22 protein-coding genes are annotated in these 24,806 nt (G+C 64.4%); 10 read left to right on the forward strand and 12 right to left on the reverse strand.

Going from position 1 to position 24,806, the window contains the following annotated elements; all coding sequences use genetic code 11:
* Positions 1 to 107: 107 nt before the first annotated feature.
* The gene (locus tag QM712_RS13190; RefSeq protein WP_415023540.1) at positions 108 to 803 is read right to left on the reverse strand and encodes a TetR/AcrR family transcriptional regulator; all 696 of its coding nucleotides are present in this window, start codon (positions 801 to 803) and stop codon (positions 108 to 110) included.
* Between the two features lie 194 nt (positions 804 to 997).
* On the opposite strand from QM712_RS13190, the gene QM712_RS13195 reads away from it, so the two are divergent.
* Positions 998 to 2,278 (forward strand): HlyD family secretion protein, encoded by a 1,281-nt coding sequence (locus tag QM712_RS13195; RefSeq protein ID WP_415023541.1) that lies wholly within the window; start codon positions 998 to 1,000, stop codon positions 2,276 to 2,278.
* Positions 2,275 to 3,876, forward strand: a complete 1,602-nt coding sequence (locus tag QM712_RS13200) for a DHA2 family efflux MFS transporter permease subunit (protein WP_415023542.1) — start codon at positions 2,275 to 2,277, stop codon at positions 3,874 to 3,876. Before QM712_RS13195 ends, QM712_RS13200 begins: the two co-directional genes overlap by 4 nt.
* A gap of 99 nt (positions 3,877 to 3,975) precedes the next feature.
* On the opposite strand, the gene QM712_RS13205 is transcribed toward QM712_RS13200, so the two are convergent.
* From QM712_RS13205 to QM712_RS13215, 3 genes are read right to left on the reverse strand one after another with little or no spacing between them, the layout of a single operon-like run.
* A complete protein-coding gene (locus QM712_RS13205) occupies positions 3,976 to 4,800 on the reverse strand; it encodes a carbohydrate ABC transporter permease (RefSeq protein WP_415023543.1) in 825 nt (274 codons plus the stop codon).
* Positions 4,800 to 5,648, reverse strand: a complete 849-nt coding sequence (locus QM712_RS13210; RefSeq protein WP_415023544.1) for a carbohydrate ABC transporter permease — start codon at positions 5,646 to 5,648, stop codon at positions 4,800 to 4,802. Before QM712_RS13210 ends, QM712_RS13205 begins: the two co-directional genes overlap by 1 nt.
* A 9-nt stretch (positions 5,649 to 5,657) precedes the next feature.
* Positions 5,658 to 7,001, reverse strand: coding sequence for an ABC transporter substrate-binding protein (locus QM712_RS13215; RefSeq protein WP_415023545.1), 1,344 nt, complete (start codon positions 6,999 to 7,001; stop codon positions 5,658 to 5,660).
* A 96-nt stretch (positions 7,002 to 7,097) separates the two neighbouring features.
* On the opposite strand from QM712_RS13215, the gene QM712_RS13220 reads away from it, so the two are divergent.
* From QM712_RS13220 to QM712_RS13245, 6 genes are all read left to right on the forward strand, one after another.
* On the forward strand, positions 7,098 to 8,132 hold the full coding sequence (locus QM712_RS13220) for a LacI family DNA-binding transcriptional regulator (protein ID WP_415023546.1): 1,035 nt from the start codon (positions 7,098 to 7,100) through the stop codon (positions 8,130 to 8,132).
* A 25-nt stretch (positions 8,133 to 8,157) separates the two neighbouring features.
* Positions 8,158 to 10,308 carry an ADP-ribosylglycohydrolase family protein gene (locus QM712_RS13225; protein WP_415023547.1) on the forward strand — a complete coding sequence of 717 codons (2,151 nt, stop codon included), beginning with the start codon at positions 8,158 to 8,160 and terminating at the stop codon, positions 10,306 to 10,308.
* Between the two features lie 9 nt (positions 10,309 to 10,317).
* The gene (locus QM712_RS13230) at positions 10,318 to 11,337 is read left to right on the forward strand and encodes an ADP-ribosylglycohydrolase family protein (protein WP_415023548.1); all 1,020 of its coding nucleotides are present in this window, start codon (positions 10,318 to 10,320) and stop codon (positions 11,335 to 11,337) included.
* Between the two features lie 193 nt (positions 11,338 to 11,530).
* Positions 11,531 to 12,598 (forward strand): sugar phosphate isomerase/epimerase family protein, encoded by a 1,068-nt coding sequence (locus QM712_RS13235; protein WP_415023549.1) that lies wholly within the window; start codon positions 11,531 to 11,533, stop codon positions 12,596 to 12,598.
* The gene (locus QM712_RS13240; protein WP_415023550.1) at positions 12,595 to 13,770 is read left to right on the forward strand and encodes a Gfo/Idh/MocA family protein; all 1,176 of its coding nucleotides are present in this window, start codon (positions 12,595 to 12,597) and stop codon (positions 13,768 to 13,770) included. The genes QM712_RS13235 and QM712_RS13240 overlap by 4 nt, the downstream gene beginning before the upstream one ends.
* A gap of 18 nt (positions 13,771 to 13,788) precedes the next feature.
* Complete coding sequence (locus QM712_RS13245; protein WP_415023551.1) at positions 13,789 to 14,460, forward strand: SDR family oxidoreductase; 672 nt, start codon at positions 13,789 to 13,791, stop codon at positions 14,458 to 14,460.
* A gap of 4 nt (positions 14,461 to 14,464) precedes the next feature.
* On the opposite strand, the gene QM712_RS13250 is transcribed toward QM712_RS13245, so the two are convergent.
* The 4 genes from QM712_RS13250 to QM712_RS13265 are packed head-to-tail and all read right to left on the reverse strand — an operon-like array spanning position 14,465 to position 17,938.
* Complete coding sequence (locus QM712_RS13250) at positions 14,465 to 14,881, reverse strand: carboxypeptidase-like regulatory domain-containing protein (RefSeq protein WP_415023552.1); 417 nt, start codon at positions 14,879 to 14,881, stop codon at positions 14,465 to 14,467.
* Positions 14,878 to 15,693 (reverse strand): carbohydrate ABC transporter permease, encoded by an 816-nt coding sequence (locus QM712_RS13255; protein ID WP_415023553.1) that lies wholly within the window; start codon positions 15,691 to 15,693, stop codon positions 14,878 to 14,880. The genes QM712_RS13250 and QM712_RS13255 overlap by 4 nt, the downstream gene beginning before the upstream one ends.
* Positions 15,693 to 16,631, reverse strand: a complete 939-nt coding sequence (locus QM712_RS13260; protein WP_415023554.1) for a carbohydrate ABC transporter permease — start codon at positions 16,629 to 16,631, stop codon at positions 15,693 to 15,695. The genes QM712_RS13255 and QM712_RS13260 overlap by 1 nt, the downstream gene beginning before the upstream one ends.
* A gap of 56 nt (positions 16,632 to 16,687) precedes the next feature.
* A complete protein-coding gene (locus QM712_RS13265; RefSeq protein WP_415023555.1) occupies positions 16,688 to 17,938 on the reverse strand; it encodes an ABC transporter substrate-binding protein in 1,251 nt (416 codons plus the stop codon).
* A gap of 275 nt (positions 17,939 to 18,213) precedes the next feature.
* Between QM712_RS13265 and QM712_RS13270 the strand changes: the two genes are divergently transcribed.
* Together QM712_RS13270 and QM712_RS13275 are read left to right on the forward strand one after the other, a co-directional pair.
* Positions 18,214 to 19,188 carry a LacI family DNA-binding transcriptional regulator gene (locus tag QM712_RS13270; protein ID WP_415023556.1) on the forward strand — a complete coding sequence of 325 codons (975 nt, stop codon included), beginning with the start codon at positions 18,214 to 18,216 and terminating at the stop codon, positions 19,186 to 19,188.
* 12 nt (positions 19,189 to 19,200) lie between these two features.
* A complete protein-coding gene (locus QM712_RS13275; protein WP_415023557.1) occupies positions 19,201 to 20,295 on the forward strand; it encodes an ABC transporter ATP-binding protein in 1,095 nt (364 codons plus the stop codon).
* An 11-nt stretch (positions 20,296 to 20,306) separates the two neighbouring features.
* Here the strand turns inward: QM712_RS13275 and QM712_RS13280 are convergent, their stop codons facing one another.
* The 4 genes from QM712_RS13280 to QM712_RS13295 are packed head-to-tail and all read right to left on the reverse strand — an operon-like array spanning position 20,307 to position 24,680.
* On the reverse strand, positions 20,307 to 21,992 hold the full coding sequence (locus QM712_RS13280; RefSeq protein ID WP_415023558.1) for an amidohydrolase: 1,686 nt from the start codon (positions 21,990 to 21,992) through the stop codon (positions 20,307 to 20,309).
* Positions 21,989 to 22,855, reverse strand: coding sequence for an ABC transporter permease (locus tag QM712_RS13285; protein WP_415023559.1), 867 nt, complete (start codon positions 22,853 to 22,855; stop codon positions 21,989 to 21,991). The genes QM712_RS13280 and QM712_RS13285 overlap by 4 nt, the downstream gene beginning before the upstream one ends.
* Complete coding sequence (locus QM712_RS13290; protein ID WP_415023560.1) at positions 22,852 to 23,622, reverse strand: ABC transporter ATP-binding protein; 771 nt, start codon at positions 23,620 to 23,622, stop codon at positions 22,852 to 22,854. Before QM712_RS13290 ends, QM712_RS13285 begins: the two co-directional genes overlap by 4 nt.
* The gene (locus QM712_RS13295; protein WP_415023561.1) at positions 23,619 to 24,680 is read right to left on the reverse strand and encodes an ABC transporter substrate-binding protein; all 1,062 of its coding nucleotides are present in this window, start codon (positions 24,678 to 24,680) and stop codon (positions 23,619 to 23,621) included. Before QM712_RS13295 ends, QM712_RS13290 begins: the two co-directional genes overlap by 4 nt.
* Between the last annotated feature and the right edge of the window lie 126 nt (positions 24,681 to 24,806).

The following is a 24,806-nucleotide window of genomic DNA, read 5'->3' on the forward strand; positions in this document are numbered from 1 at the left end:
CGTTCGCTAGCGTGTAGAGCGCCGCAATAATCCTCGCGGAGCGGCTTGTGACAGGGGCGGGCGCATCAGCCGCACGGTCGCGTGCGCTCATGAATGCCGAGTTCGCCTCACGGCACCCGGCAGGCGGCGAGGAAGAACGTAACGCTCCGCGCCACGTGCTGGTCGATCTCCGCATCCAGCACATCGAGGTCCATCTCGAACAGCGCCCGCAGCAGCATGGGCACGGCGACGAGATCGAGGAACAAGCGGGCCGTCGTCGCCAGGCGCTCCGGCGCAAAGGCCGGCAATGACCGGAGTTCGCCGGATTGTGTCACCTCGCTCAGCAGGCGGATTCCGAGGTCCGTGCTGAGATCGCGCGCCCTGCGGCTGACCGTGCTGGCCAGCTCGGGAAAGCGGCGCGCTTCCGCGATCGCGAGCCGCATCAGCGCGATCCGCTCCCGGTCGAGACCCCAGTGGATCAGGGTGCTCGCAGCGCTGGTCAGGCGTTCCTCGATCGTCCCGCCGGTCAGCGTCTTCGCGTCGAACTCGGAGATGCGTGAGAGGATGTCCCGCGTCACCACTTCGGTGAACAGCGCGCGCTTGTCGCGGAAGCGGGCATAGATCGTCGCCTTGCCGGAGCGGGCAACCTCGGCCACCTCGTCGATGCTCGCGCCTTCGAAGCCGCGCTCCAGAAATATCTTCCGTGCGGCGGCGAGGATGCGGGTGTCGACCTCGCCGGCGAGCTGCTTGGGCGGGCGGCCGAAGCGGACCGTGGCGCGCTTCGGCTTCGCCGCTGGCAACTTCTTCAAAGTGCTGGGTTTCATCGCGATAAAGCCCGGTTCGAGATCCGTAAGTCCCTCAATCTACACGCATCTGTGATGATTGTAAATAGAACGGAACAGTTCCGTTCTTATTGACTGGAGCGGCCCGCGGCATTATGTCCACCCCGAAACGGAACGGTTCCGTTTCTTTATTCGAGCGTCGCAGTGGCAACCACCTGAGATCAGGAGCGGCAATCATGTTCGAAGACAATGTTTTGCAACGGGACGATCGCGCGCCCGACGGCGCCGAAAGCGAAGCACCGGTCGCGGCCCCGCACGAGCCCACCATCGAAACCCGCGAGGAGGTCACCCAGCCTCGCAATCCTCAGCCCACAAACCCGACCGCCAAGGCGCCTGCCTCGCGTCCCGAAGGGGAGCCGATCCAGGTGCAGGCGGATGACAAGGCGCGCAGGCCCGGCTTCCTCCGCCGCCGCCCGATCGTCTCGGTCATCGGCGCTGTCATGCTCGCCTCGGCGATCGGCGGCGGATACCTCTACATGGACTATTCGAGACATTTCGAGACGACCGACGATGCCTTCGTCGCGGCACGGCAGTTTTCGATCGCGCCGAAGATTTCCGGTTATGTTACCGCCGTCCCGGTTACCGACAACCAGCACGTCAAGGCCGGCGACGTGATTGCCCGCATCGACGACCGCGACTACCGCACCGCGCTCGAACAGGCGGAAGCGCAAGTCGCGGCGGCGAGAGCCAGCATCGAGAACATCGATGCGCAACTCGACGTGCAGCAGGCTCAGATCAGCGCCAATCAGGCGCAGGTGGACCAGGCGCAGGCGGCGCTGGTGTTCGCACAGCAGCAGGCGGCCCGCTACCAGCATCTGGAACAGACGGGTTACGGCACCGTCCAGAACTCCGAGCAGTACACCTCACAACTGCATCAGCAGCAGGCTACGCTCCAGAGCGCGCAGGCGACCTTGAAACTCGCGCAGCGGCAGGTCGAGTCGCTGACCGCGCAGCGCAGAAGTGCCGTTGCCAGCCTCGCGCAGGCCGATGCCCAGCGCGACCAGGCACAGCTGAATCTGTCCTACACGACGATCACGGCGGCTCAGGCGGGGCGTGTCGTCGGCCTGAGCGCCGCGGCCGGCCAGTTCGCCCAGCCGGGCAACAGCCTCGCGATGTTCGTGCCGGATCAGGTCTGGGTGACCGCGAACTTCAAGGAAACGCAACTCGACCACATGCGGCCGGGAGATCCCGTGACGCTTGCGATCGACGCCTATCCGGAGCGCAAGATCCGCGGTCACGTCGAGAGCGTGCAGCCGGGCTCAGGCACCGCTTTCTCGCTGCTGCCGGCGCAGAACGCGACAGGCAATTACGTCAAGATCGTGCAGCGCGTCCCGGTCAAGATCGTCATGGACGACGCCCCGACGGACGTCGCGCTCGGACCCGGCATATCGGTCGTTCCCACCGCGCGGATCGACCAGCGGCCGTCCCTTTATGAACGCCTGAGGAGCGAGCTATGAGTGCCGCGGCAGTTCAGGCTGCTCCTCCCGCGACCGCGAGCGGCACCGCAGTCAATCCTTGGCTGATCGCCATCCTCGTCGCGCTCGCCAGCTTCATGGAGGTGCTCGACACCACCATCGCCAACGTTGCGCTGCCCTACATCGCCGGCGGCATGGGGGTGAGCGAGGACGAAGCGTCCTGGGTCGTCACCACCTACCTCGTTTCCAATGCCATCATCCTGACCGCCTCCAGCTTCCTCGCCCGGATGCTCGGCCGCAAGAGATTCTTTCTGATCTGTCTCGGCGCTTTCACTCTGAGTTCGCTGCTGTGTGGTCTCGCTCCCAACCTGAATGCGCTGCTGCTGTGCCGCATGCTCCAGGGCTTCGGCGGTGGCGGCATGGTGCCGGTGGCACAGTCGATCCTCGCCGATGCATTTCCTCCGGCAAAGCGTGGCCAGGCCTTTGCCGTGTTCGGCGTTGCGGTCGTGGTGGCCCCGGTGGTCGGGCCGACCCTCGGCGGCTGGCTATCGGACAACGTCTCCTGGCAGGCGTGCTTCCTGATCAACGTGCCGGTCGGCATCATCGCGACGGCGCTGATCGCCCTGGTCCTGCGGGACCCTCCCGCTGTGCACGCGCAGGCACGTCAGCAGCAAGGCTACGGATTCGACGTGGTCGGGTTCGTGCTGGTCGCGACCTTCCTCGGTGCCCTCGAGGTCGTGCTGGATCGCGGCCTGGAAGACGACTGGTTCGGTTCGTCCTTCATCGTAACGTTCACGGTCATCTGCGTTCTGGCATTCGCATTGATGATTCCGTGGGAGCTGAGCCGCCGCAATCCGATGATCGATCTGCGCATGGTGGCGACGCGCCAGTTCGGCGCCTGCTTCCTGGTCATGCTCGCGACCGGCGCGATCCTGCTCGCGACGACGCAGTTCCTGCCCCAATTGGTGCAGCAGGATTTCGGCTATACCGCCACCTGGGCCGGTCTGGTGCTCTCGCCCGGCGGCGTTGTCACCATGATGATGATGTTCGTGGTCGGCCGCGCGGCAGCGAAGGTGCAGCCCAAATATCTGATCGCGTTCGGCGCAGTGGCTTGCGCGGTTTCCATGTATACGATGACGAACGTCTATGCCGATCTCGGCTTCTGGTTCATGGCACGCTCGCGCATGATCCTCGGCGTCGGACTGCCGTTCATCTTCGTTCCGATCATGGCTGCGTCCTATGACGGCATCGATCCTTCCAAAACCGACCAGGCATCGGCGTTGATCAATGCGGCGCGCAATACCGGCGGCTCGATCGGTGTCTCGGTGGTGTCCAACATCCTGACCCATCGCGAGCAGTTTCACCAGAGCCGGCTCGTCGAGCAGGTGCTTCCGTCCAGCCCGCAATACCAGGACACGCTGCAGCAGATCACGAGCTTCTTCGCCAGCCATGGCAGCTCGCTGGGGCAGGCGCGCGAGCAGGCGATCCAGTGGATCGGCCAGCAAGTCCAGGCACAGGCGTCCTATCTCGCTTATTCGGACGCCTTCTGGGTGTTGATGCTGATCTCGCTTTCGGCCGTCCCGCTCGCGATGATGCTGCGGACGGTGAAGCTCGGCGGTAACGTTCCCGTCGGTCACTGACGATGCGGCAGTTGCGCGGTGCGTCGTAACTCACTGTCTTTGCGGCTCGGTGTACGAGCCGCAAAGGGTTTCCGGGAAGTGCAGGGCGCGCGAGAGGGACTATGCCTTGACGGCGCCGGCCGTCATGCCGTCGATGAAGCGCCGTTGCAGCAACACGAAGACAACGACGACCGGCAGGACGATGATCACAGCTGCCGCCAGCATCTCGCCCCAATCCGTGGAATATTGCCCGGTCAGGCTATAGAATTTCACGATGGCTGTGACGTTGTCGTTGTTCTGCAGGAACGTGACCGCGATGACGAACTCGTTCCAGGCATTGAGACCGACGATGATGGCGACCGTCAGAAGTCCCGGCCGCATCATCGGCAGGATGACGTAATAGAATTTCTGCCAGGCGGTCGCCCCATCGACCTCCGAGGCTTCCTCCAGCGCATAGGGGATCGAGAGAACATAGGTGCGCAGCAGGAAGATCGCGAACGGCGAGAACATCGCCGTGTAGATCAGCGCCACGGCCGGGATCGAATTGACGAGACCGAGCTTGGCGAAGATGAAATACAGGGGATAGAGATAGAGCTGTACCGGAACGGTGATCGTCGCCATCAGGTAGAAGGTCACGAAGCGCCAGCCGCGCCCCTTCTGGCGGGCAAGCACGTAGGCGCATGGCGCGGCCGTGAGGCACACGAGGATGACGGTGAGGCCCGCCACCTCGATGCTGTGCAGCAGGCTCGGGCCGAGCGCGGCATTCTTCCAGGCGGCCGAGAAGTTCTCCCAATGCATCTGGACGGGCGGCGCCAGCGGATTGGTGCTGATCTCGACCGTGGTCTTCAGCGCATTCATCACCGTGAGCGCGATCGGCAGCAGCGAGGCGAATGACGCCACTCCGATCAGGATCAGGCAGAGTGTCCGGTTCAGGCGGCTTTCCATCACGCGGCCTTGGCGCCATCGCGCGTTTGCAGCCACAGATACACCGCCGTCGCGCACAGGCCGAACAGGCTCATCACGCACGCCGCCGCCGTCGCCTTGCCGACATCGCCGTTGAAGAAGGCGTTGCGATAGGCCAGCGTCGCGAGCACCTCGCTGCCATAGGCCGGGCCGCCCTGGGTCACGATGTAGATGAACTCGAAGACCTGGAATGACCAGATCACGGTGAGGATCATCATCAGCAGCAGCGTCGGCTGGATTCCCGGCAGCAGGACATAGCGCAGCAGGGCGAAGAAACCGGCGCCGTCGAGACGGGCCGCCTCGATCTGGTCGACGCTGATCTGCCGCATGGCCGCGAAGAACACCACCGCGAGAAATCCCCACCAATGCCAGATGTCGACCGCGGCGACGGCATAGAGCGACCGGTCCGGGTCGGCGAGCGGGTCCGAGATCGAGAATCCGAGACCGTTGAGCCAGCCGAGCAGCCCGGTCGTGGGGCTGAAGATCATGCCCTGGAAGATGCGTCCCGTGATCGCGGCAGCGAGAATTCGCGGCAGGAAAATGATCGATTGGACCACGATACGCGACTTGGGGGCCATCATCAGCGCCGCAGCCATGACCAGGGCGAGGCACATCGGGACGATCAGGAAGATGGCCGTCCAGATGAAGTTATTGGTCAGCGCGGTCCAGAATACGGGATCCTCGAACAGGCCCTGGAAGTTGGCGAGGCCTGCCCACACCGGCGTGCCGACGCCGTCCCAGAAGAAGAACGCCGCCGCGAGCGTGAGCAGAGCCGGAATGAGGATGATGCAAACGTTGATGAGGAGCGCGGGAAGCGCAAACAGCCACATCAGTTCATCTCAAGCCGTGCGGGGAGGGAGCGGCGGCACTTTGCCTTCCTTCAATTCCTGGGCGAATACGGTCTGCAGGCGGCTGAGGAACGCCTCGGTGGTGATCCGGTTCAGCCAGACCTGCTCGGTGCCTTCGATGATGTAGCTGTTGGCCGCGTTCGGCCAGAACGTCCAGGTCGTGAAGCCGAACCGGCCCGACGCGAAGGCTTCTTGCAGCCCCGCAATGGTCTTCTCGAACAGCGGATAGCCGATTCCCTTGAGCAGGTCGGGCGGCAGATCCTTCACCGGCAGCGCCCATTTGCCCGGCCAGTCGCGGTTCATCGTCTCGTAGAATTTCCGCGACAGCATGAATTCGAACACCGCCGCCGCGCCTTCGGCGTTCTGCGAATTCTTCGCGATCGACAGCGTCGCGCCGCATGCGAGGTGCACGAGCGGCGCGGTCACCAGATCACTCAGGCCAGGGATCGGAGCCACGTCCATCACGGTGTCCGGCTTGGACATGCCGTAGGACTTGGTGCCGAAGGCCCAGGTGCCGCCGAAGGCCATGGCGGCCTTGCCGTTGACGACCTGCAGGAAGCTCTGCTCGATGGTGAGCGAGAAATAGTTCTTTCCGAAGTAGCCCTTGTTGTACCACGACTTGGCGAGCTCGACCGCTTCTACGAAGGGCGGTGCGGTCCACGGCAACTCGCCGCTGAGTGCCTTGCGGACGTTGTCCGGTCCCGCGACGTTGTTGAAGAACACCGTCATCAGCCATTCATTCACGCCCTTCCAGTCGGCATTGCCGGCGCCGAAGGGAACGATGCCCTTGGCGAGGGCGGCATCGGCGAGTTGCTCGAATTCCGCACGGTTGGTCGGCAGCTTCCAACCGTTCTGGCTCAACAGCTCCTTGTTGTAGAACAGGTGCATGGATTCGTAGTCGCGCGGCAGCGCGTACAGCTTGTCGTCGAACACGCCGGTGTTGAGAAGCGCAGGCAGGAAGCGCTCTTTCCACTTGTACTTGGCCGCGAAATCGTCGAGCGGCAACACCTGGCCGGCCTTGGCGATGGCCGTGAGATAGGAGGGGCCCGAGGTCTGCACGATGTCGGGGCCGTTGCCGGCGAGCAGCGCGACCTTCAGGAGGTTGTTGACCGCAGCGCCCTTGACCTCGAGCTGCAGCAGATATTTGTCCTGCGATGCGTTGAACGCGTCGACGAGATTGTTGCGCAGCGCGGCCTGGCCGTCGGAATTGGCTTGAGCGAACCAGAAGGTGACGACCTTGCGTCCGTCCTGCGCCATGGCGGGACCACGCGGCAGGCTCGCTGCAACGGCGGCGGCTGGAATGGCAGCAACGATCTGGCGACGGGTTACGGACATGGCGGCGCTTTCTCTTCCCTGGAAACGGTTGGATCATGGCGGTTGATATTGTTTTGGTAATACGTATAACTAACGCATATGAAGACGTCAACACGGATGCCGCGACGCGGCGCGGGCAGCGAGCGCGCAGGCTCGCGGCCGACCCAGAAGGACATCGCGCTCGCCGCCGGTGTCTCGCAGGCCGCCGTGTCGCTGGTGCTCAACAAGTCGGAAACGCCGTCGGTTCCTGAGGCGACGCGGGCGCGCATCCTCAAGCTCGCGGGCGAGATGGGCTATCAGCCGCATCATCCGGCGCGAATGTTGCGCCGCGCCCGAACCATGGCGATCGCCTGCGTCGTGCCCGACATCACCAACCCGTTCTATCCCGGCCTCGTCAGAGGCGTGCAATCGGTCGCGGCGCCTGCCGGTTACGACGTCCTGATGTTCGATACGGACGGACGGGAGGACGGCGAGGCCCGCGCGCTGAACTGGTTGCTTCAGGGGCGCGCGGACGGCGTGGTCGGCACGTTCTTCCACTTGCGCGTGCCGGAATTGGCTGCGCTTGCGCGGCAGAGCGTTCCGATCGTGCGGCTGGAGAGCCGGCACAAGGCCGGCGGCGACGTGCCGGTCGACAGCGTCTACATCGACAATGCCGAGGCATCGGCGGCGATGACACGCTACCTGATCGAACGCGGCCATCGGAGGATCAGCATGATTCTCGCGCAGGTGGGCCCGAGCCGTCAGCGCGAACTGGGATACGCCGCGGTGATGAAGGACGCCGGGCTCACGGTCGATGTGGTCACGGACAGCCGCTATTCGGAAGAGTCGGGCGCGCGCGCGATGACCGAGATTCTGGCGCGGGGACGCAGCCGGCCGACCGCCGTGTTCGGCGCCAACGACATGCTCGCGGTCGGCGCGATGGTCTGCGCGCGGAGCGCGGGCCTGTCCGTGCCCGGGGACGTCGCGATCGCGGGATTTGACGACATTCCCGCGGCGAAGCTGCTTGGCCTGACCACGGTTCGCCAGCCGGAGTTCGACCTCGGCGCGCTCGCGGCGCGCACATTGGTGGGCCGCCTGCAGCCGGGCGGCCTGAAGCCGCTCGGGCAGAGTCTCGAGCTGAAGTTTGAAATCATGAAACGTTCGTCGGCCTGATGCCGGCGGATCAAGGGAGCAACGCGTGCCTGCGATACCAAATGACTATGCCGAACGCGTCTATGCGGGTGTGCTCGGTAAACTGATCGGCGTCTATCTCGGGCGTCCGTTCGAGGGCTGGACCTATGAGCGGATCATGCAGGAGCTGGGTCCGATCAATTTCTACGTCAACGAGCGTCGCGACGTGGCGTTGCGTTCGCACCATCTCATCGTCACCGACGACGATGTGTCCGGCACCTTCGCTTTTCCACGGGCGCTGGCCGATTGCGGCTTTCCGGAACGGTTGACCTCTCGGCAGATCGGGAACGGCTGGCTCAACTACATCGTCGAGGACCGTTCGGTCCTGTGGTGGGGAGGGATGGGCAACTCGACCGAGCACACCGCCTATCTCAGGCTCAAGTCCGGCATTCCGGCGCCGCAGAGCGGTTCGATCGAACTGAACGGCAAGACCGTGGCCGAACAGATCGGCGCGCAGATCTTCATCGATGGCTGGGCGATGGTGAGCCCGGGGGATCCGGAGCGGGCGGCCTATCTCGCCGACCAGGCAGGCCGCGTCAGCCATGACGGCGAATCCGTTCACGCCGCCAAATTGCTGGCGGCGATGGAAGCGCAAGCCTTCGTCGAGGGGGATGTCCAGCGGCTCCTGGATGTCGGCCTTGCATTCGTTCCCGCCGACAGCCTGATTCGTCGGGTGGTGCAGGACGTGCGCGACTGGCATGCAGGCGACAACAGCCATGATTGGGAACGTACGCGCGCGCTGATCGCCGACCGCTACGGCTACGACAAGTTCAAGGGCAATTGCCACGTCATTCCCAATCACGCCCTGATCGTGCTGGCCACACTCTATGGCGGGGACAGTTTCCAGACCGCGATGAGGATCGCCAACACGGCCGGCTGGGACACCGACTGCAACGCGGGCAATGTCGGATGTCTGTTCGGGATCCGGACCGGGCTCGCGGGCATCGACGGCGGGCCGGACTTCCGCACGCCGATCGCGGACCGCATGTATATCTCCACGGCGGATGGAGGCGGATCGATCACCGATGCCGTGATCGAGGCGAACGCGTTGATCAAGGCCGGCTATGCGCTGGCCCGAACGGAGCCGCCGGCGCCCGCCAAGAACGGTGCGCGTTTCAGTTTCGAGTTTCCCGGCAGCTTGCAGGGCTTCTGCGTCAAGTCCGATGCGCCGGCGCATTTGCATCAGGTCGAGATCGGCAATGTGGAAGGGCACAGCCGCGACGGGCAGCGCAGCCTGGCCATCGGCTTTCGGCGTCTGGCGCCGGGCCGGGTGGCGCGCGTCGCGACACCGACGTTCTTCGACAAGGACGTTTTCACGATGCCGATCTACCAGCTCCTCGCTTGTCCGACGCTGCATTCCGGACAAGTGGTCGAGGGCAGGGTGGAGGCCGGCGACGGCGTGAATGACGTCACGGTGCGGCTCTATGCGAGCGTCTATGACGAGCAGGATCAGCTCAGGCAGATCTATGGCGAGCCGCGGCAATTGGAGGGAGGCCGCGAGGCGATCCTGAGTTGGCGGCTTCCCGATACGAGCGGATACCCGATCTTCGAGATCGGGCTCGAGCTCGAGGCGCAGCAGCCATTCGGAACCGACGGCACGGTCTATCTGGATTATCTCACCTGGTCCGGCGCGCCGGAGACCAGGCTTTACCGGCCGGACAACAATCTGAGCTCGATGTGGAAGCACGCCTGGGTGAACAACGTCAGTCAGTTCCAGACGCGCTGGGAAGGCCTGCGCGTGACCAACGGCGAGGGCATCGGCTCGATTTCCCAGGGATCGCGTGACTGGTGCGACTATTCCGTCAAGTCGGAGATCACGCCGCTGATCGCAAAGGCGTGGGGGCTCGCTGCGCGCGTGCAGGGACGCGAGCGCTACTATGCGCTGATGTTCGACGATGCCGACGGCGGCCACGTCAAGCTGATCAAGCGCGATCACGACGAGACCATCCTGGCCCAGGAACGGTTTGTCTGGAATCTCGACCGGCCTTACGCGGTGGAGTTGCGCCTGCAGGATACGCAGATCCGCGCCTTCGTCGACGGCAGGGAGGTGTTTTCGGTGCGCGACGACGACAAGCTGCGGCTACGCGGCGGCGCCGCCGGACTCGTCGTCGATACCGGATCGATCTCGTCGCAGGCAGTCCATATCTCTCCGCTCTGAGGACGCAACATGCTGGAGATCCCTTCGAACCGCTTCGAGGCCCATGTTCTGGCGTGCCTCGTGTTCGGCGTGATCGGCGATGCCATGGGGACGCCCACGGAGAATCTCGAACCGGCCGAGATCGAGCGCCGCTTCGGCTGGGTGGACCGGTTCGAAGGCGATGGGACCGACGACACGATCATGCGCGATCTGATCGCTGCCGCGCTAATCAGGACCGGAGGCTATGCGGACGCGGATCATTGGGCCGAGGAGTGGCTTGCGCAGTACCAGATGATCTTCGGCGGCAAGGTGGGGCGCTTCTTCCCATCGGTTCTGCACGCAGCCGCCAAGCTTCGCCACGGATATCCGCCGCGCACGATCGCGGTGGGCACCATGCCGAGCTCGAGTTCGGCGATGGCGATCGCGCCGGTCGGAATCGTCAATGCCGGCAACCCGCGCGCCGCCGCCGCACAGGCCATGGAGATCGCGAGCCTGATCCACGTGGCGGATGTCGGGTTCTGCCAGGATGGCGCCGCCGCCATTGCGGCCGCCGTAGCCGAAGCGCTGGTGCCGGGCGCAACGGTGGCATCGGTCCTGCAGGCCTCGACCGCGCATCTGAAGCCGAAGAGCGGCGAGGAAATGCGGTCGCTGATCGTCACTGCGCTGGAACTTGCGGATGAGGCCGGCGACTACAAGACATTCCGTGACCGCTACCACGCCAGGTTTCGGCAACGGATCGCCTGCGACAGCCGTGAAACGGTGCCTGCGTCCCTCGCGATCGTCCATCTGTCCCGCGGCGACCCGGCGCTGGCCGCCGGCTATGGCGCGAATTTCGGGCGCGATGCGGACACGGTTGCGTGCATGGCCGCCGCCGTCTGCGGGGCGCTCAGCGGCATTTCCGCTGGGAATGCCGAACTGATCGAAGCCTTGCCGGTCGATGCGCAGCGCGCCCAGGTCGACCTTGCATCGCGGCTGGTGATCGTGACGCGTGCCAAGGTGGAAAGCGAACTGAAGGCGATAGCGCGCTGCCCGGTCGGCGTATCGGCCTGATCGAGATGGCGCCGAATGCGCGCCCATCTCCGGAATGAAGCGTTGCAGCGAGCGAAGCTCCAGGCCCGATTGCGAGCGGGCATCTGCCGGTTATCCTGAAGATCGCCACGACGTGCGCCGGTGGTGCGGCGGTTGAGCGATCCGTCGTGCCGGGATATAGGAAGTGTTGATCACTGCACTCCCGGATGCGCTCATGAAACCAAGAACAATGCGCGGGCCTGGGCTGTTCATCAGCCAATTCATCGGTGGACAGCCACCATTCGACACGCTCTCCGGCCTCGCCGGGTGGGCGCGCGAGATCGGCTTCAAGGCGCTGCAGATACCGCTCTCCGATCCGCGCCTCAAGGATCTGGCGGGACTGCCCGAGCGAGATACGCTGGCCAGAATCGAGGCGGTCATGTCGCAGGCGGATCTCATCGTCAGCGAGGTTGCAGCGCAGCGATCGGGCCAGTTGCTGGCCGTTCACCCCGCCTATGATGAAACGATGGATGTGCTGGCGTCGCCGGATGTCCGCGGGCGCCCCGCTGCGCGTCAGGCACAGGCCGAGCAGGATCTGCGGCGCGCCATCGCTCGCGCCGCAGCGCTCGGGGCCGGCAAGGTCGTGGTATTCTCGGGCGGGCTTGCTTGGCCTTACTTCTATCCCTATCCGCCGCGTCCGGAAGGTCTCATCTCTCGTGCGTTCGACGAACTTGCCCGGCGTTGGCGTCCGCTCCTCGACGAAGCCGATCGCGCCGGCGTCGACCTCTGCTTCGAGCTCCATCCCGGGCAGGATCTACACGACGGCGTCACCTTCGAACGGTTCCTCGCCAGCGTAGATCACCATCCGCGCGCCAAGATCAACTACGATCCCAGTCATTTCCTGCTGCAGCAGATGGACTATCTCGGCTTCATCGATCGCTACCACGCGCGCATCGGGGCCTTTCACGTCAAGGACGCCGAGTTCACGCCGAGTGCGACAAGCGGCGTCTATGGCGGCTATCAGGACTGGCTCGACCGGCCCGGACGTTTCCGCAGCGTCGGCGACGGCCAGATCGACTTCGCCGGCATCTTCGATCGCCTGACCCGCTACGGCTATGACGGCTGGGCCGTGCTCGAATGGGAGTGTTGCCTGAAGAACTCCGACGACGGGGCGCGGGAAGGGGCACAATTCATCGAAGCGCACATCATCCGTGTTTCGGAGCGATCGTTCGACGCCGCGCTCGGTACGTCCATGCCCGCGGAGAAAATCGATCATTTGCTGGGCCTGGCGAGGCGTTCATGACCAATCCCGTCCTGAAGGCGCTCGGGCGCCCCTTTCGGCTCGGCATCGTCGGTGGCGCCCCGCCATCCATGATCGGGCCGGTCCACCGGGTGGCGGCGACCATGGACCAGCGCTTCGCACTGGTCGCGGGTATGCTGTCCTCCCGCGCGGAGCGATCGAAGGCGGAAGGCGTCGCCGCGGGCCTGAACGAAGCGCGTTGCTATGGCAGCATCGAGGAGTTCATCGCAAGTGAACGCGCGCGCGAAGACGGTATCGAGGCCATTGCCATCATCACGCCGAACGACAGCCACGCCCCGTATCTGAAACTGGCTTTAGCAGCAGGGCTCGACGTGATGATCGAGAAGCCGCTGTGCAACGAACTGAGCGAGGCGCGGCAACTGCGCGATCTGGCGGCCTCCAGCGGTTGCGCGGTCGCAGTGACGCACACCTATTCCGGCTATCCGATGGTCCGCGAGATGCGCGCCCGCTGCCTGTCGGGTGAGATCGGCTCGCTTCGTCTGGTCCAGATCGAATATCTCGCAGGTGGACTTGCGACGGCGGTCGAACTCGGGCCGGACGCCGACCAGCGCTGGCGGCTAAAACCCGAGCGCAGTGGGCCGTCACTCGTCCTCGGCGATATCGGCACTCACGCACACCATCTCGTTTGCTTCGTCACCGGGCAGCCGTTCGAGCGCGTGTCCGCGGACGTCGGGACCATGGTTCCCGGCCGCAAGGTGCATGACGTCGCGCAGGTGCGCTTTCGTCTCGCCGACGGGTCCCGCGGACAGCTCGACGTCAGCAACGCGGCGACCGGCATGTCCAACCATATCCGGCTGCGTCTCTATGGCGAGAAGGGGCAGATGGAGTGGGTGCATGGCAGGCACAATGAGCTTTCGATCGCTGCGCTCAGCGGAGAGGTCCGCACGATTTCCGGCGGCCAGCCGATGCTGACGGCGGATGCGCAGCGTTCATCGCGGCTGATGCGCCCCGGTCATCCCGAGGGACTGCAGGAGGCCGTGGCCAACCTCTATTGCGGGCTGGCCGGCATGATGCTCGCGCGCCGCGGCCACTCGTCGTCGGAAGCGCCCGGACTGGTGCCGACGATCGATGACGGCGTCGCGGGGCTTGCCTTCGTGATGGCATGCCTGGAAAGTTCGGCGAAAGACGGGGCGGTGGTTCGTTTGGACCAATGATTTGAGGCGCGAGATACGATGGCGACAATATTGGTGACGGGGTGCGATACGGGGCTGGGTGTCGAATTCGCCCGGCAATATGCGGGTGACGGACATCGCGTGATCGCAACCTGCCTCGATCCCGCCGCGGCGACGGAGGCCACAGCCATTCGAGGCAATATCGAGGTGGTGAAGCTCGATGTGACTGATCATGCCGCGATCGAAGCTTTGTCACGACAGCTCAAGGGCGAGGCGATCGACATTCTCCTCAACAATGCCGGGATCGGCCGCCCGCATCCGCCATTCGGCGAAACGGACTATGGGCTCTGGCAGCGGATCCTGCAGACCAATTTGGTCGGGCCCATGAAAATGGCCGAGAGCTTCGTTGCTCAGGTGGAGCGAAGCGAACTGAAGATGATGGCGTTCGTGTCGAGCCGGATGGGCTCGATCGCGCTGAACAATTCCGGTGGATCGTACGCCTATCGTTCGAGCAAGGCGGGCCTGAACATGATCGTGAAGACGCTGGCCGTCGACCTCGCGCCGCGTCATATCTGCGTTTTGGCACTGCACCCGGGATGGGCGGCAACCGAGCCGGGCGGACGCGTGCCGGTCGCCGAAAGCGTCGCCGGCATGCGCGGGGTGATCCATCGCGCCGGCCGCCATCATACCGGCAGCTTCGTCACCTATCACGACCAGCCGCTGCCGTGGTGATGCATTACTTGCCTTCTTCCGCTGCGTCGGAGAGCTGGAGAGGGCGTCTCAGGGTGATGTCTTCAGACTGGAAATAGAGCCTGACCGGAATGCGGGATCTTCCGACGCCGGCTTTCTCGGCGCTGAGCTGAATGTTGTGCGACGGGTTGCTGGTGAACTCGAAAGAGCCGTCGCTCCGGGTCCGCGTGGAAGCCTTTTCGACGAACGTCGTGAAATTGAACACCCACAGCTTGACCTCCGCGCCCTCGACCGGCGCACCCGAGGCATCGACGACGCGGCCGGCGATCACGCCGTGATTATGGGTGAAGACCCAGGCATTCCAGGCCATCGCGACGATGACGAGCGTGGCCGGCACCAGGACGAAGCGGTTGAGCAACCAGCGCCTCCACCAGGGGCGGGCGAGATCGTCTTCAACGCTCATCCCTTGGTCGCTCCGGTGGTCAGGCCCTGAACGAACTCCTTCTGCGCGAGCAGGAACAATAGGATGCCTGGCGCAAGCACCATGATGCAGAACGCATAGAGCGCACCCGTCGTATCCTCCTGATAGGAGATGAAGCGGGCCAGCCCGAGCGGCAACGTCTGCATGTCCTGCGAGCGCGTTGCGATCAGCGGCCACATGAAGTTGTTCCAGGACCAGATGAAAGAGAGGATCACATTGGTCGCGACGGCCGACTTGGCGAGCGGCATCATCACCTTCCAGATGATCCGCCATTCGGACAGCCCATCGACACGTGCGGCATCGATCAGCGAGCGCGGCACTGCGTCGAAGCTCGCCTTGAACACGAAGATGCAGATGATGGTGGAGAACATCGGCAAGGCAAGGCCGAGATAGGAATCGAGGAGGCCGAGCTTGCCCGTGATCAGATAGGCCGGGATGATCGTGGCCTGGAAGGGGATCATCATGCAGGACAGGAACAGCATCAGCACGATCTGCTTGCCCGGAAACGTCTGCGTCAGCGCATAGCCTGCCATCGCGTTGAGGACGATGTTCGCGATGATCGTCAGGACGGATACGACGACGCTGTTCAGGAAGTAGCGCGCGAAGGGGATCGCGTACCAGACGTCGACATAATAGAACGGGTGCGGATCGCGCGGGATGATGCTGGGCGGGTAGGAGAAGATGTTCTCCCCGGAGATCGAGGTCTTCAGCACCCAGTAGAACGGCACGAGCATGACGAAGCACACGGCGATCAGTGCGAGGTGAATCGGCCAGCGCCGTTGCCGCCTCGCCATCAGTCCTGCTCCACCGCGCCGACATTGCCGCCCGAGAGCCGGTTGGCGGCCCACGTCACGACCAGCAGCAGGACGAAGAAGACGACGGTGATGGCCGCCGCGTAGTCGAATCGAGTCTGGTTGAAGGCGAGCTTGTAGATGTAGGTGACCAGGATCTCGGTGGCATGGCCCGGTCCGCCATTGGTCATGACGTAGATCAGGTCGAAGCTCGTGACCGAATTGAGCATACCGATCACGAAGCAGAGGAACAGAGACGGCCGCAGCAAGGGCAGGGTGATGCGCAGGAAGCGGCGGAAGGCGTTAGCGCCGTCGATTTCGGCCGCCTCGTACAGATTGCCGGGAATGGTCTGCAGGCCCGTCAGGATGATGATCATGTAGAAGCCGAGCATCTGCCAGATGTTGGCGGCAATGACGCACGGCAGTGCCCATGTGAACGAGTTGAGAAAGGGGATCGGCTGATCCGCCAGGTGCAGAGATCGCGCGACGTAGTTGATCAGTCCGACGCGCTCGTCGAACATCCAGCGCCAGATGATGGCGACCGCGACCGTCATGAGCGGATAGGACAGGAAGATCAGGGTGCGATAGACCTCGCGGCCCCGGATGTTGGCGTTGACGAGGAGAGCGAGCCCCAGCGCGATCGCGATGCCGAGTGGCGCGGAGGCGATGATTCCGAGCGTGTTCCAGAGCGCTTGCCAGAACACGTCGTCGTCCGAGAACATCTCCTGGTAGTTGTCGAAGCCGATGAACACCGCGAGCTTGAGCGGCGACCAGGCCTCGAAGGAGAGCACGACGTTCCAGCCGAGCGGTAGGATCCGGTAGAGCAGAAAGATCAGCAGCGAGGGCGCAAGGAAGGCCCAGATCAAGACCGCCTTGCGCGTCGATCGGCGCTCGGTGAAGCGGGGGCGCGCGCGGGGCGTATCGATGGCCGTCACCGACATGATCATTCCCTGGTCGTCCGCAATGTCGCCCTGCCGACGCCGCGGCGATGCCTTGATTACGACCGCCGCAGGACGCGGGTGACGGCGCGCTCGGCGTCGGCAAGCGCGGTCTTGGCATCCTTGCGTCCGAGGACCGCGTTCTGGAATTCCGGCCAGAAAGCTTCCTTGATCTGGGCGTCGTTCGCCAGCGGCCAGTTTCCGGTCATCTTGTCGGTGTGCTCGAGCTGGGTCTGCAGCACCGCGTAGGCCAGGGGATCATCGGCCTTGACCGACTCCAGGCCCGCCTTGTCCGCCTCGATGTTCGCCGTGAGCACGCGGCGGATCTGCGCAAGCCGCGTCGCCCATTTCACGCTCGTCATGTGCTTGACGAGGGCAAACGCCAGCTCGGGGTTCTTCGAGCTCTTGGAGACGCCAAAGCCGTGGTTGGTCGGCGTCGACCAGTCGCCCGGTGCCTGGGTTGCGCCCAATGTCTCCGGATTGATCCAGCGGCCCTGTCCCTTGACGAAGAAATAGGACGCCGAATGAGCCTGCAGCATGCCGACCGTCCCGGATGCGAAGGCGCCGTTCGGCTCGACCCAGCGGCCGGTCCAGGCGATCTTGTTGATCGCGCCGGCGGCCGTGGATTTGGCGAGACGATCGAGCAGTTCGGCCGCCGCCGCCGTGTTGAAGGCGGGCTTCTTCAGATCGGGCGTGAGGAGCTCGATGCCGTTCATTTTCATCAGCGGCCAGTACAGCCAATCGAAATTCAGCGTCAGGAAGCCCGTCTTCTCGCCCTTGCCCATCGCCTGGGCGGACGTGAGAAGTTCGTCGAACGTCTTGGGCGGCCCGGCGAGCCCGGCCTCCTTCAACATGGTCTTGTTGTAATAGAGCAGGGTCTTGGCGACGTAGAACGGGACGAGATAGTTCTTCTTCTCGTAGACGAAGGAGGACATGTAGTCCGGATTGAACATCTTCACGAAGGCAGGATCGGCCTGGAAGTAGGGTGTCAAATCCAGCAGGGCGCCGTTCGCCGCCCACTCGACCCACAGCGCGCCCTGGATGTCGATGACGTCGGGCGCGGTGCCGGCGACCAGCTGGGTCTGGTAGAAGGCGGGAAGGTCCGGTCCCTTCTTGTCGAGCCATTCGATCTCGACGCCGGGATTGGCCTTCTTGAAGTCCTCGAACTCTTCCTTGAACAGCGCCTCCTGGTCGGCGATGTTCCAGGTCAAGATGCTGATCTTCTTGTTCGATTGCGCCCGCAGATAAGCAGGCATCGCCAGTGTTCCGGCCGCGGCCAGACCCGTCTTGAGAACCGTCCTGCGATCCATCTCATCCTCCCGGCTCGTGAACGCAGAGGCTCTCGATGGGCATCCGTCGTCCGACATGATGGTCGTTTTTTCAAATGTTAGCGCTTGCATAGGCGTGGTCAAGAGTTTGCGGAATCTTTGAAACAGCCAGAGTTTTTGCAGTGCATCTTGATTGACAGAGGCATGAAAGCGCTCTCATTCTTGGCCTCGTCCGATTTTCCTGCGGTATGGCCATGGTGGAAGCGCAGCCCTCGAGACGCTATCGCACTGGCTTGCCTCGCTCGCGGATGGCGGACGTGGCACGGCTTGCCGGTGTCTCGATCTCGACCGTTTCACGCGCGTTGCGTCAGCCCGATATCGTGTCCCCCGATGTGCGCGGCCGCATCGACGAGGCGGTTGCGCGACTGTCCTACCGGCGGAATGTGGTTGCCGGTGCGCTCGCGAGCGCGCGCAGCATGACGGTCGGCGTGATCATTCCGTCCATCATCAACTCCTTCTTCGCCGCGACGATCGAGGCGCTCGAACAGGGCATGGCCGGCAGCGGCTATCAGCTCCTGCTCGGCAATACCGGCTATTCGGCGGAGGCCGAGCGGCAGCTGGTGTCGTCCTTCCTGGCGTGGTCGCCGGCCGCCATGGTGCTGACCGGCCGGCGTCATCACAGCGAGACGGTGGGAGCCCTGCTGTCGAGCCAGATTCCCGTGCTCGAGATGTGGGAGCTCTCCGATCACCCCATCGACATGATCGTCGGCTTCTCTCATCGCGCCGTGGGGCAACTGGTCTTTCAGCACCTTGCCAGGCGTGGCGCGGAGCGGCTCGGCTTCATCGGCGCGTACATGGACAGGGATTACCGGACCGCGGATCGGCGCGCCGGATTTGCCGAGGCCGCATTGCAGGCCGGTTACGATGCGCCGATCGAGGTCCATCTGCCCGAGCGCGCCAGCGCGATGGGAGGGGCAACCGGGCTCAGGGAATTGATGGCGCGAAGTCCCGGCGTGGATGCCGTGTTCTGCAGCAACGACATGATCGCGCTGGGGGCGCTGTTCGAAGCAGGGCGGCGTGGCCTCTCTGTTCCCGGCGATCTGAAGATCTGCGGTTTCGGTGACCTCGAATTCGCCGCCGCTTGCGATCCGCCGCTCACGACGGTGCGGCCGCCGGGACGAGAGATCGGCCTGCAGATCGCGACATTGCTGCGCGGCCGTCTCGAAGGAACGATCGATGGCGGCGGCAGCTTCGACCTCGGCGCCGAGCTTGTGTCGCGCGAGAGCACGTGAGGTGGAGGGCCAATGGCAACGGTAGAGTTCCGCAAGCTCGTCAAGCGTTACGGCACGGTCGAAGTGGTTCACGGAATCGATCTGTCGATCGATGACGGTGAGTTCATCGTGCTGGTCGGGCCTTCCGGTTGCGGCAAATCGACCACGCTGCGCATGCTCGCGGGTCTCGAGGACGTTTCCGACGGCGAGATCCTGATCGGCGCGCGCAACGTCAACGAAACCGCGCCGCGCGATCGGGACATTGCGATGGTGTTCCAGGACTACGCGCTCTATCCCCACCTGTCGGTCTACGACAACATGGCGTTTTCGCTGCTGTATCGGAAAATGCCGCGCAAGCAGATCGACGCACGCGTGCGCGAGGCAGCCGAAATCCTCGGGCTCACGCCGTATCTCGGCCGCCGTCCGAAGCAACTGTCGGGCGGGCAGCGCCAGCGCGTGGCCATGGGGCGGGCGATCGTCCGCAAGCCGCAGGTTTTCCTGTTCGACGAACCGCTTTCAAACCTCGACGCCAAGCTCCGCGGGACCATGCGGGTCGAAATGAAGAAGCTGCATCAACGGCTCGGGGTCACCACGGTCTTCGTCACGCACGATCAGGTCGAGGCCATGACGCTGGCGGACCGTGTTGTCGTGATGAACGGGGGGCACATCGAACAGACGGGATCGCCGGACGAGGTCTATCACGCGCCGGCAAGCCTGTTCGTCGCGGGCTTCATCGGGGCTCCCACCATGAACTTCCTGAGGGCGCAGGCGCTCGATGCCGATACGCTGCGGCTGGGCGAGGGAGAAGTCGTTCGGCGTCGGGGTATGGGCGGCGCCGGCAGCGACGTCGTGTTCGGGATCAGGCCCGAGGACGTCGAGATCGCTTCCGGTGCGCTTCCTCCGGGCTGGGTCGATCTGCCCGCGACCGTCGAGGTCGTCGAGCCGCTCGGCTCGGACACGCTCGTCTTCACCAGCGTCCTCGGCTCGTCGATGACGGCGCGGGTGCGGCCGGATCAGCGGCCGGCGCCCGGCTCGCAGATCAAGCTGAGGGTGAATGCGGAGCGCGCTCACATCTTCGATGCGGGATCCGGCAAGTCGGTCCTGAACGCGGTCCATTCATCCAGCTAGAAGGCGCATCCTCAGTTCGGACGATCATCGTGGACAATGCGGCCGTCGACGATGGTGAGATCGCAGCGCAGGTTCTTGAGCTCCGTCACCGGCAGCGAGGTCGGATCAGCCGAAAGCACGGCGAGATCGGCGGCGAAACCGGGCTTCAATGGTCCTTTCCAGTCCTCGTCGAAGGTAAGACGGGCGCCGTTGACGGTGAAGAGACGCAGCGCTTCCTCGGCGCTGAGTTGCTGTTCGGTCCCGATCACGCGGCCGCTGGTTCGTTCCTCGCGTGCGCAGGTGACCCAGAGGGTGAAGAACGGATCGTAAGGAATGTTGTCGGTGGCGATGGCGAGCGGTATCCCGGCGTTCAGAAGTTGACGATGCGGCACGACCTGATTGCCGCCATCGGGCTCGTCGAGATATTTCTCGCCGCCTTTCCAGAGGTAATAGGTCGGTATCGTGGTGACGAGGACGCCGAGCCGGGCGAGCGCTTCGATGTCGGCCTCACGGGCGCGGCCGATGTGCTCGATGACCCAGCGGCGCGCACGCAGTGGAAAGCGGGCGTCGACCGCCTCCAGTACGGGGACGATCTCGTGGAGCTTGTCGCCCACGATCGTATGCAGGCGCAGATCGAATTCGGCGGCGAGGAAGCTGGCCTCTCGAAAATCGGCCGGTGTCACGGCTTGCTCGACGAAGCCGCTCCAGCCGGTGTCGGGCAAGTGGGCCCGGGCGCATCGCGCCACCTCGGGATCGCCGCCGTAGGCGATGTGGATGCCGGAGACCCGCAGCCAGGGATCCCCGAGGCCGGCTCCGCGCGCGGTGGCGAGCCAGTCCCGCATGATCCGCCGTGCCTCCGTGAGGTCCGACCAGCTCGGGCTGACCACAAGGCCGACGCGGACGGTGAGCTCTCCGAGCTCCCACAGCTTGCGATAGACCGAGATGGTTTCGGCGGCGGATCCATGTCCCTCGTAGATGCTCGTCGTGCCCTTGGCATTGTAGAGGCGTTGCGAGAGGCGAACGCCCTCGATGCGTTCCGCAAATCCAAATCGGGGGACGGCGGGGAGAAGGTCGAATTCCACGGCCGGGCGGTTGTTGCGCTCGACGATGATGCCCGTCGGCTCTCCGTTGGAATCTGTCTCGATGTCCAGGCCGCCGAGGCGGGGCTTGCTGCCGGCATCGATGCCGTTGAGCGCCAGTGCGCGCGAGTTGAGGGCTGAATAGCCGGGCGGCTTGCCCCAGTTGCCGAACACTCCGGGAATGTACACGGGATGGTCGGGAGCAGCCTTGTCGAGTTCGTACCGGTTCGGCAGGCGCTTCTCGGCCAATGAAGCGACCCCGTCAAAATAGAAGGGAGGCCGTCCGGCCGGCATGGTCACGATCCACTGCCCGGGCGGTGTGCTCGCCGCGAGGGTGCGGATCACGCCGATGATGTCGGCAACTGAACGGGCGTCCGCCAGCGAGGCGCGCTGGTGTTTCAGCCCTTCACGCTCCATGTGGGCGTGCGTGTCGTTGAAGCCGGGGATGACGCAGGCGCCCTTGAGATCCAGTTCACGAGCACCGGGAATCGAGGAGACGTCGGCCTCGTCGCCGATCGCCGTGATCCTGCCGCCCTGGAGTGCGATGGCGCTTGCGCGCGGCCGTGCGTCGTCGAACGTGATGATGCCGGCGTTTCGCAGTACCAGAGGCGGCTCCGACGCACCGGTCGGCGGCCTCATCGTGCGCCCTCGTACCAGGGAAACAACCATCCGGCGAGCGCGACGAAGGCGCGATCGGCGAGAAAACCGAAGATGCCGAGTAGAGCGAGGCCAATGAACATGATGTCGACCCGGAACAGCTGATTGCCCTGCGACATCATATAGGCCACACCGGCCGAGGCCCCCGACAATTCGGCAGCGACGAGGACGATCAGCGAGACCGCGATCGCCTGACGCAAGCCAGAGAGGATGAAGGGCAACGCCGCCGGCAAGATGACAAGGAACAGCGTCGCCAGCCGTCCGGCTCCGAGACAGGCCGCGGACCGCAGATAGATGACGTGGACGTCGCGGACCCCGATGTGGGTGGTGATCCAGATCGGGAAGAACGCGCCCCATGTGACGAGCGCAAGCTTGGAGGTCTCGCCAATGCCGAACCATAGAATGCACAGAGGCACCAGCGCGATGGTCGGGATTGCGCGGAAGCCGTGCAGCAACGGCTCCAGCAGATACTGGAAGAAACGGACGCGGGAGGTTATCAGCCCGGCCGCGATGCCGAGCACGAACGCCAGGCCGAACCCCGTGCCGGCGCGACGCAGGCTCACCATGATGTTGTGACCGATTTCGCCCGACTTCAGCATCGGCCAGAACGCTTCCAGGACCTGTGATGGCGGCGGAAAGAGCACCTCGTTGACCCAGTTCGACCAGCGCGGGATCGCCTCCCAGGCTGCGATGAACAGGAGCACGCCGGCGGCGTTCAGCGCGAGCCGTAACAGCACGGCGCGGCGGCGTGCGCGCCAATAGGCGGTCTGGAACTCAGCTTCGAAGCCGGGCGTCTCGGCATCCCGGGACGGCGACAAGGTCCCGTCGGTGGAGGCAATGCTCATGCGGCGCTCCGCGTCGGTACGGCAAGGCTGGCGGAGATCGTGCTGTAGAGCTCTCCAAACGCGGCACTGCTGCGATCGCGCGGATAGGGAGCATCGATCCGGATGTCGGCACGGATCGCGCCGGGGTGAGGGCTCATGACGACGACGCGCTGGGCGAGGAAAGCCGCCTCGTCGATGTTGTGGGTGACGAATATCACCGAGAGTTCACTGTCGCGCCAAAGGCGCAGCAGATCCTCCTGAAGCGCTTGCCGGGTGATCGCGTCGACGGCGGCGAAGGGTTCGTCCATCAGCAGGACCGCAGGCTGGACGACGAGCGCGCGAGCCACCGCCACGCGCTGACGCATGCCTCCGGACAGTTCATGCGGATATTTATCCGCCGCGTGCGCGAGGCCCACACGCTCCAGCGCGGCGAGTGCCCGGCCGGTGCGTATCCGCGATGGATAGCCGCGCATGCGTAGCCCGAATTCCACGTTCTGGCGTGCGGTCATCCAGGCGAACAGGGCGTATTCCTGGAATACGACGCCGCGATCGGGACTTGGTCCCGTCACCGGCGCACCGGCGAAGCTGACGCGGCCACGGGTCGGCGTCATGAAGCCTGCGATCAGATGCATCAACGTGGTCTTGCCACAACCGGAGGGACCGATGAGGCAGACGAACTCGCCCTTGCCGATGGACAGGGAGACGTCGCGCAATGCGAAGCTCGGCGAGCCATCGCGCGTCGCGAAGATCTGCGAAACCGACGCGATGTCGATGAGTGCGTCGCTCATGTCAGGGTGACGCGGTCGGGGCGCAATGCCCTGGTTGGGCCTTCCGCGACAAGCGACCGGAGCAAATGGCGCAAGTCGCCCTTGGGCGGCTTGGCGAGGCCTGCGGCGATGGCCCATTCCGCCTGCGAGACAAGGTCGTCCACGAAGCGTTGGTCGAACCCGATCTTGAACGCGAATGTCGACGTCGCCTCCGCGATATCGGCGGCGGGCGTCTTGATGCGTTCGGCGATCAATTGCGGCCATTCGCGGTCGGTCGTGATCCGTTCCTCGGCCGTGAACAGGGCGCTCAATACCGCCTTGACCAGCTCCGGCTTCTTGTCGATCACAGCCTCCGTCGTCAGCAGCAATTGATGGCTCTGGAAATAGCGCTCGATTCCATCGAAGGTCATCTCCGCGATCTTGCCTCCGGACTGCCGCTGCGCCACCGCGACGGTCTGGCTGCTCCAGCAGAAGCCGTCGATGTCGCCGCGCGTCAGGGCGGTGGCCATGTTGTTCGGCGCGAGATCGATGATGGTGACGTCGTTGGCCTTGAGCCCGGCAAGCTCCAGATATTTGGCGACCAGGTACTGACCGGAGGTGCCGACCCGGGTGGCGATGCGCCGGCCCTTGAGGCTGGCGGGTGTCTTGGGATCGACGACGCCGTCGCTGCGCACGGCGATCTTCATGTCGCGGGAATAGCGGCTGTAATTCGCGATCGCGATCGGCCGGAGACCGGACAGTGCGGCGAACACCAGCGGCGTATCCGTCGAAGCCGAGAAGTCGGCCGAACCGGACAGGAGCGCTTGCATCGCGTCACGGCCGGACTCAAACGACGAAGTCGTCAGCTCGACGCCTTGTTTCTTGAAGTAGCCGGCGGCCTCCGCGACATAGGGCACCGCCCAAGTATAGCCGACGCTGCCATAGGCCAGCACGCCATTCAATTGTTGCTCCGCGGCTGCCCGCCCGCTGAACAGGGCTGCCGCGCCCGCGCCGGCGAGACCCGCGAGCACGTTGCGGCGATCGAACAGGGGCGATGCGGAGCGTTCGGCGGCCGAGGCCGGATAAGAGGAGCGGAGCATGTCAAACCCGTTAACGGAGAGAGGAATCTCGCCGCACTCTGGTGACTCCGCTTCGTTGTGGCAATTGCGGAAATCCGGGGCGTGGGAGAGCAAAATTTTGCGCGAAAGCGAGGAATGAGAATTCCT

Origin of the sequence: Bradyrhizobium sp. (assembly GCF_047605465.1) — a bacterium.
Classification (GTDB): Bacteria; Pseudomonadota; Alphaproteobacteria; order Rhizobiales; family Xanthobacteraceae; genus Bradyrhizobium.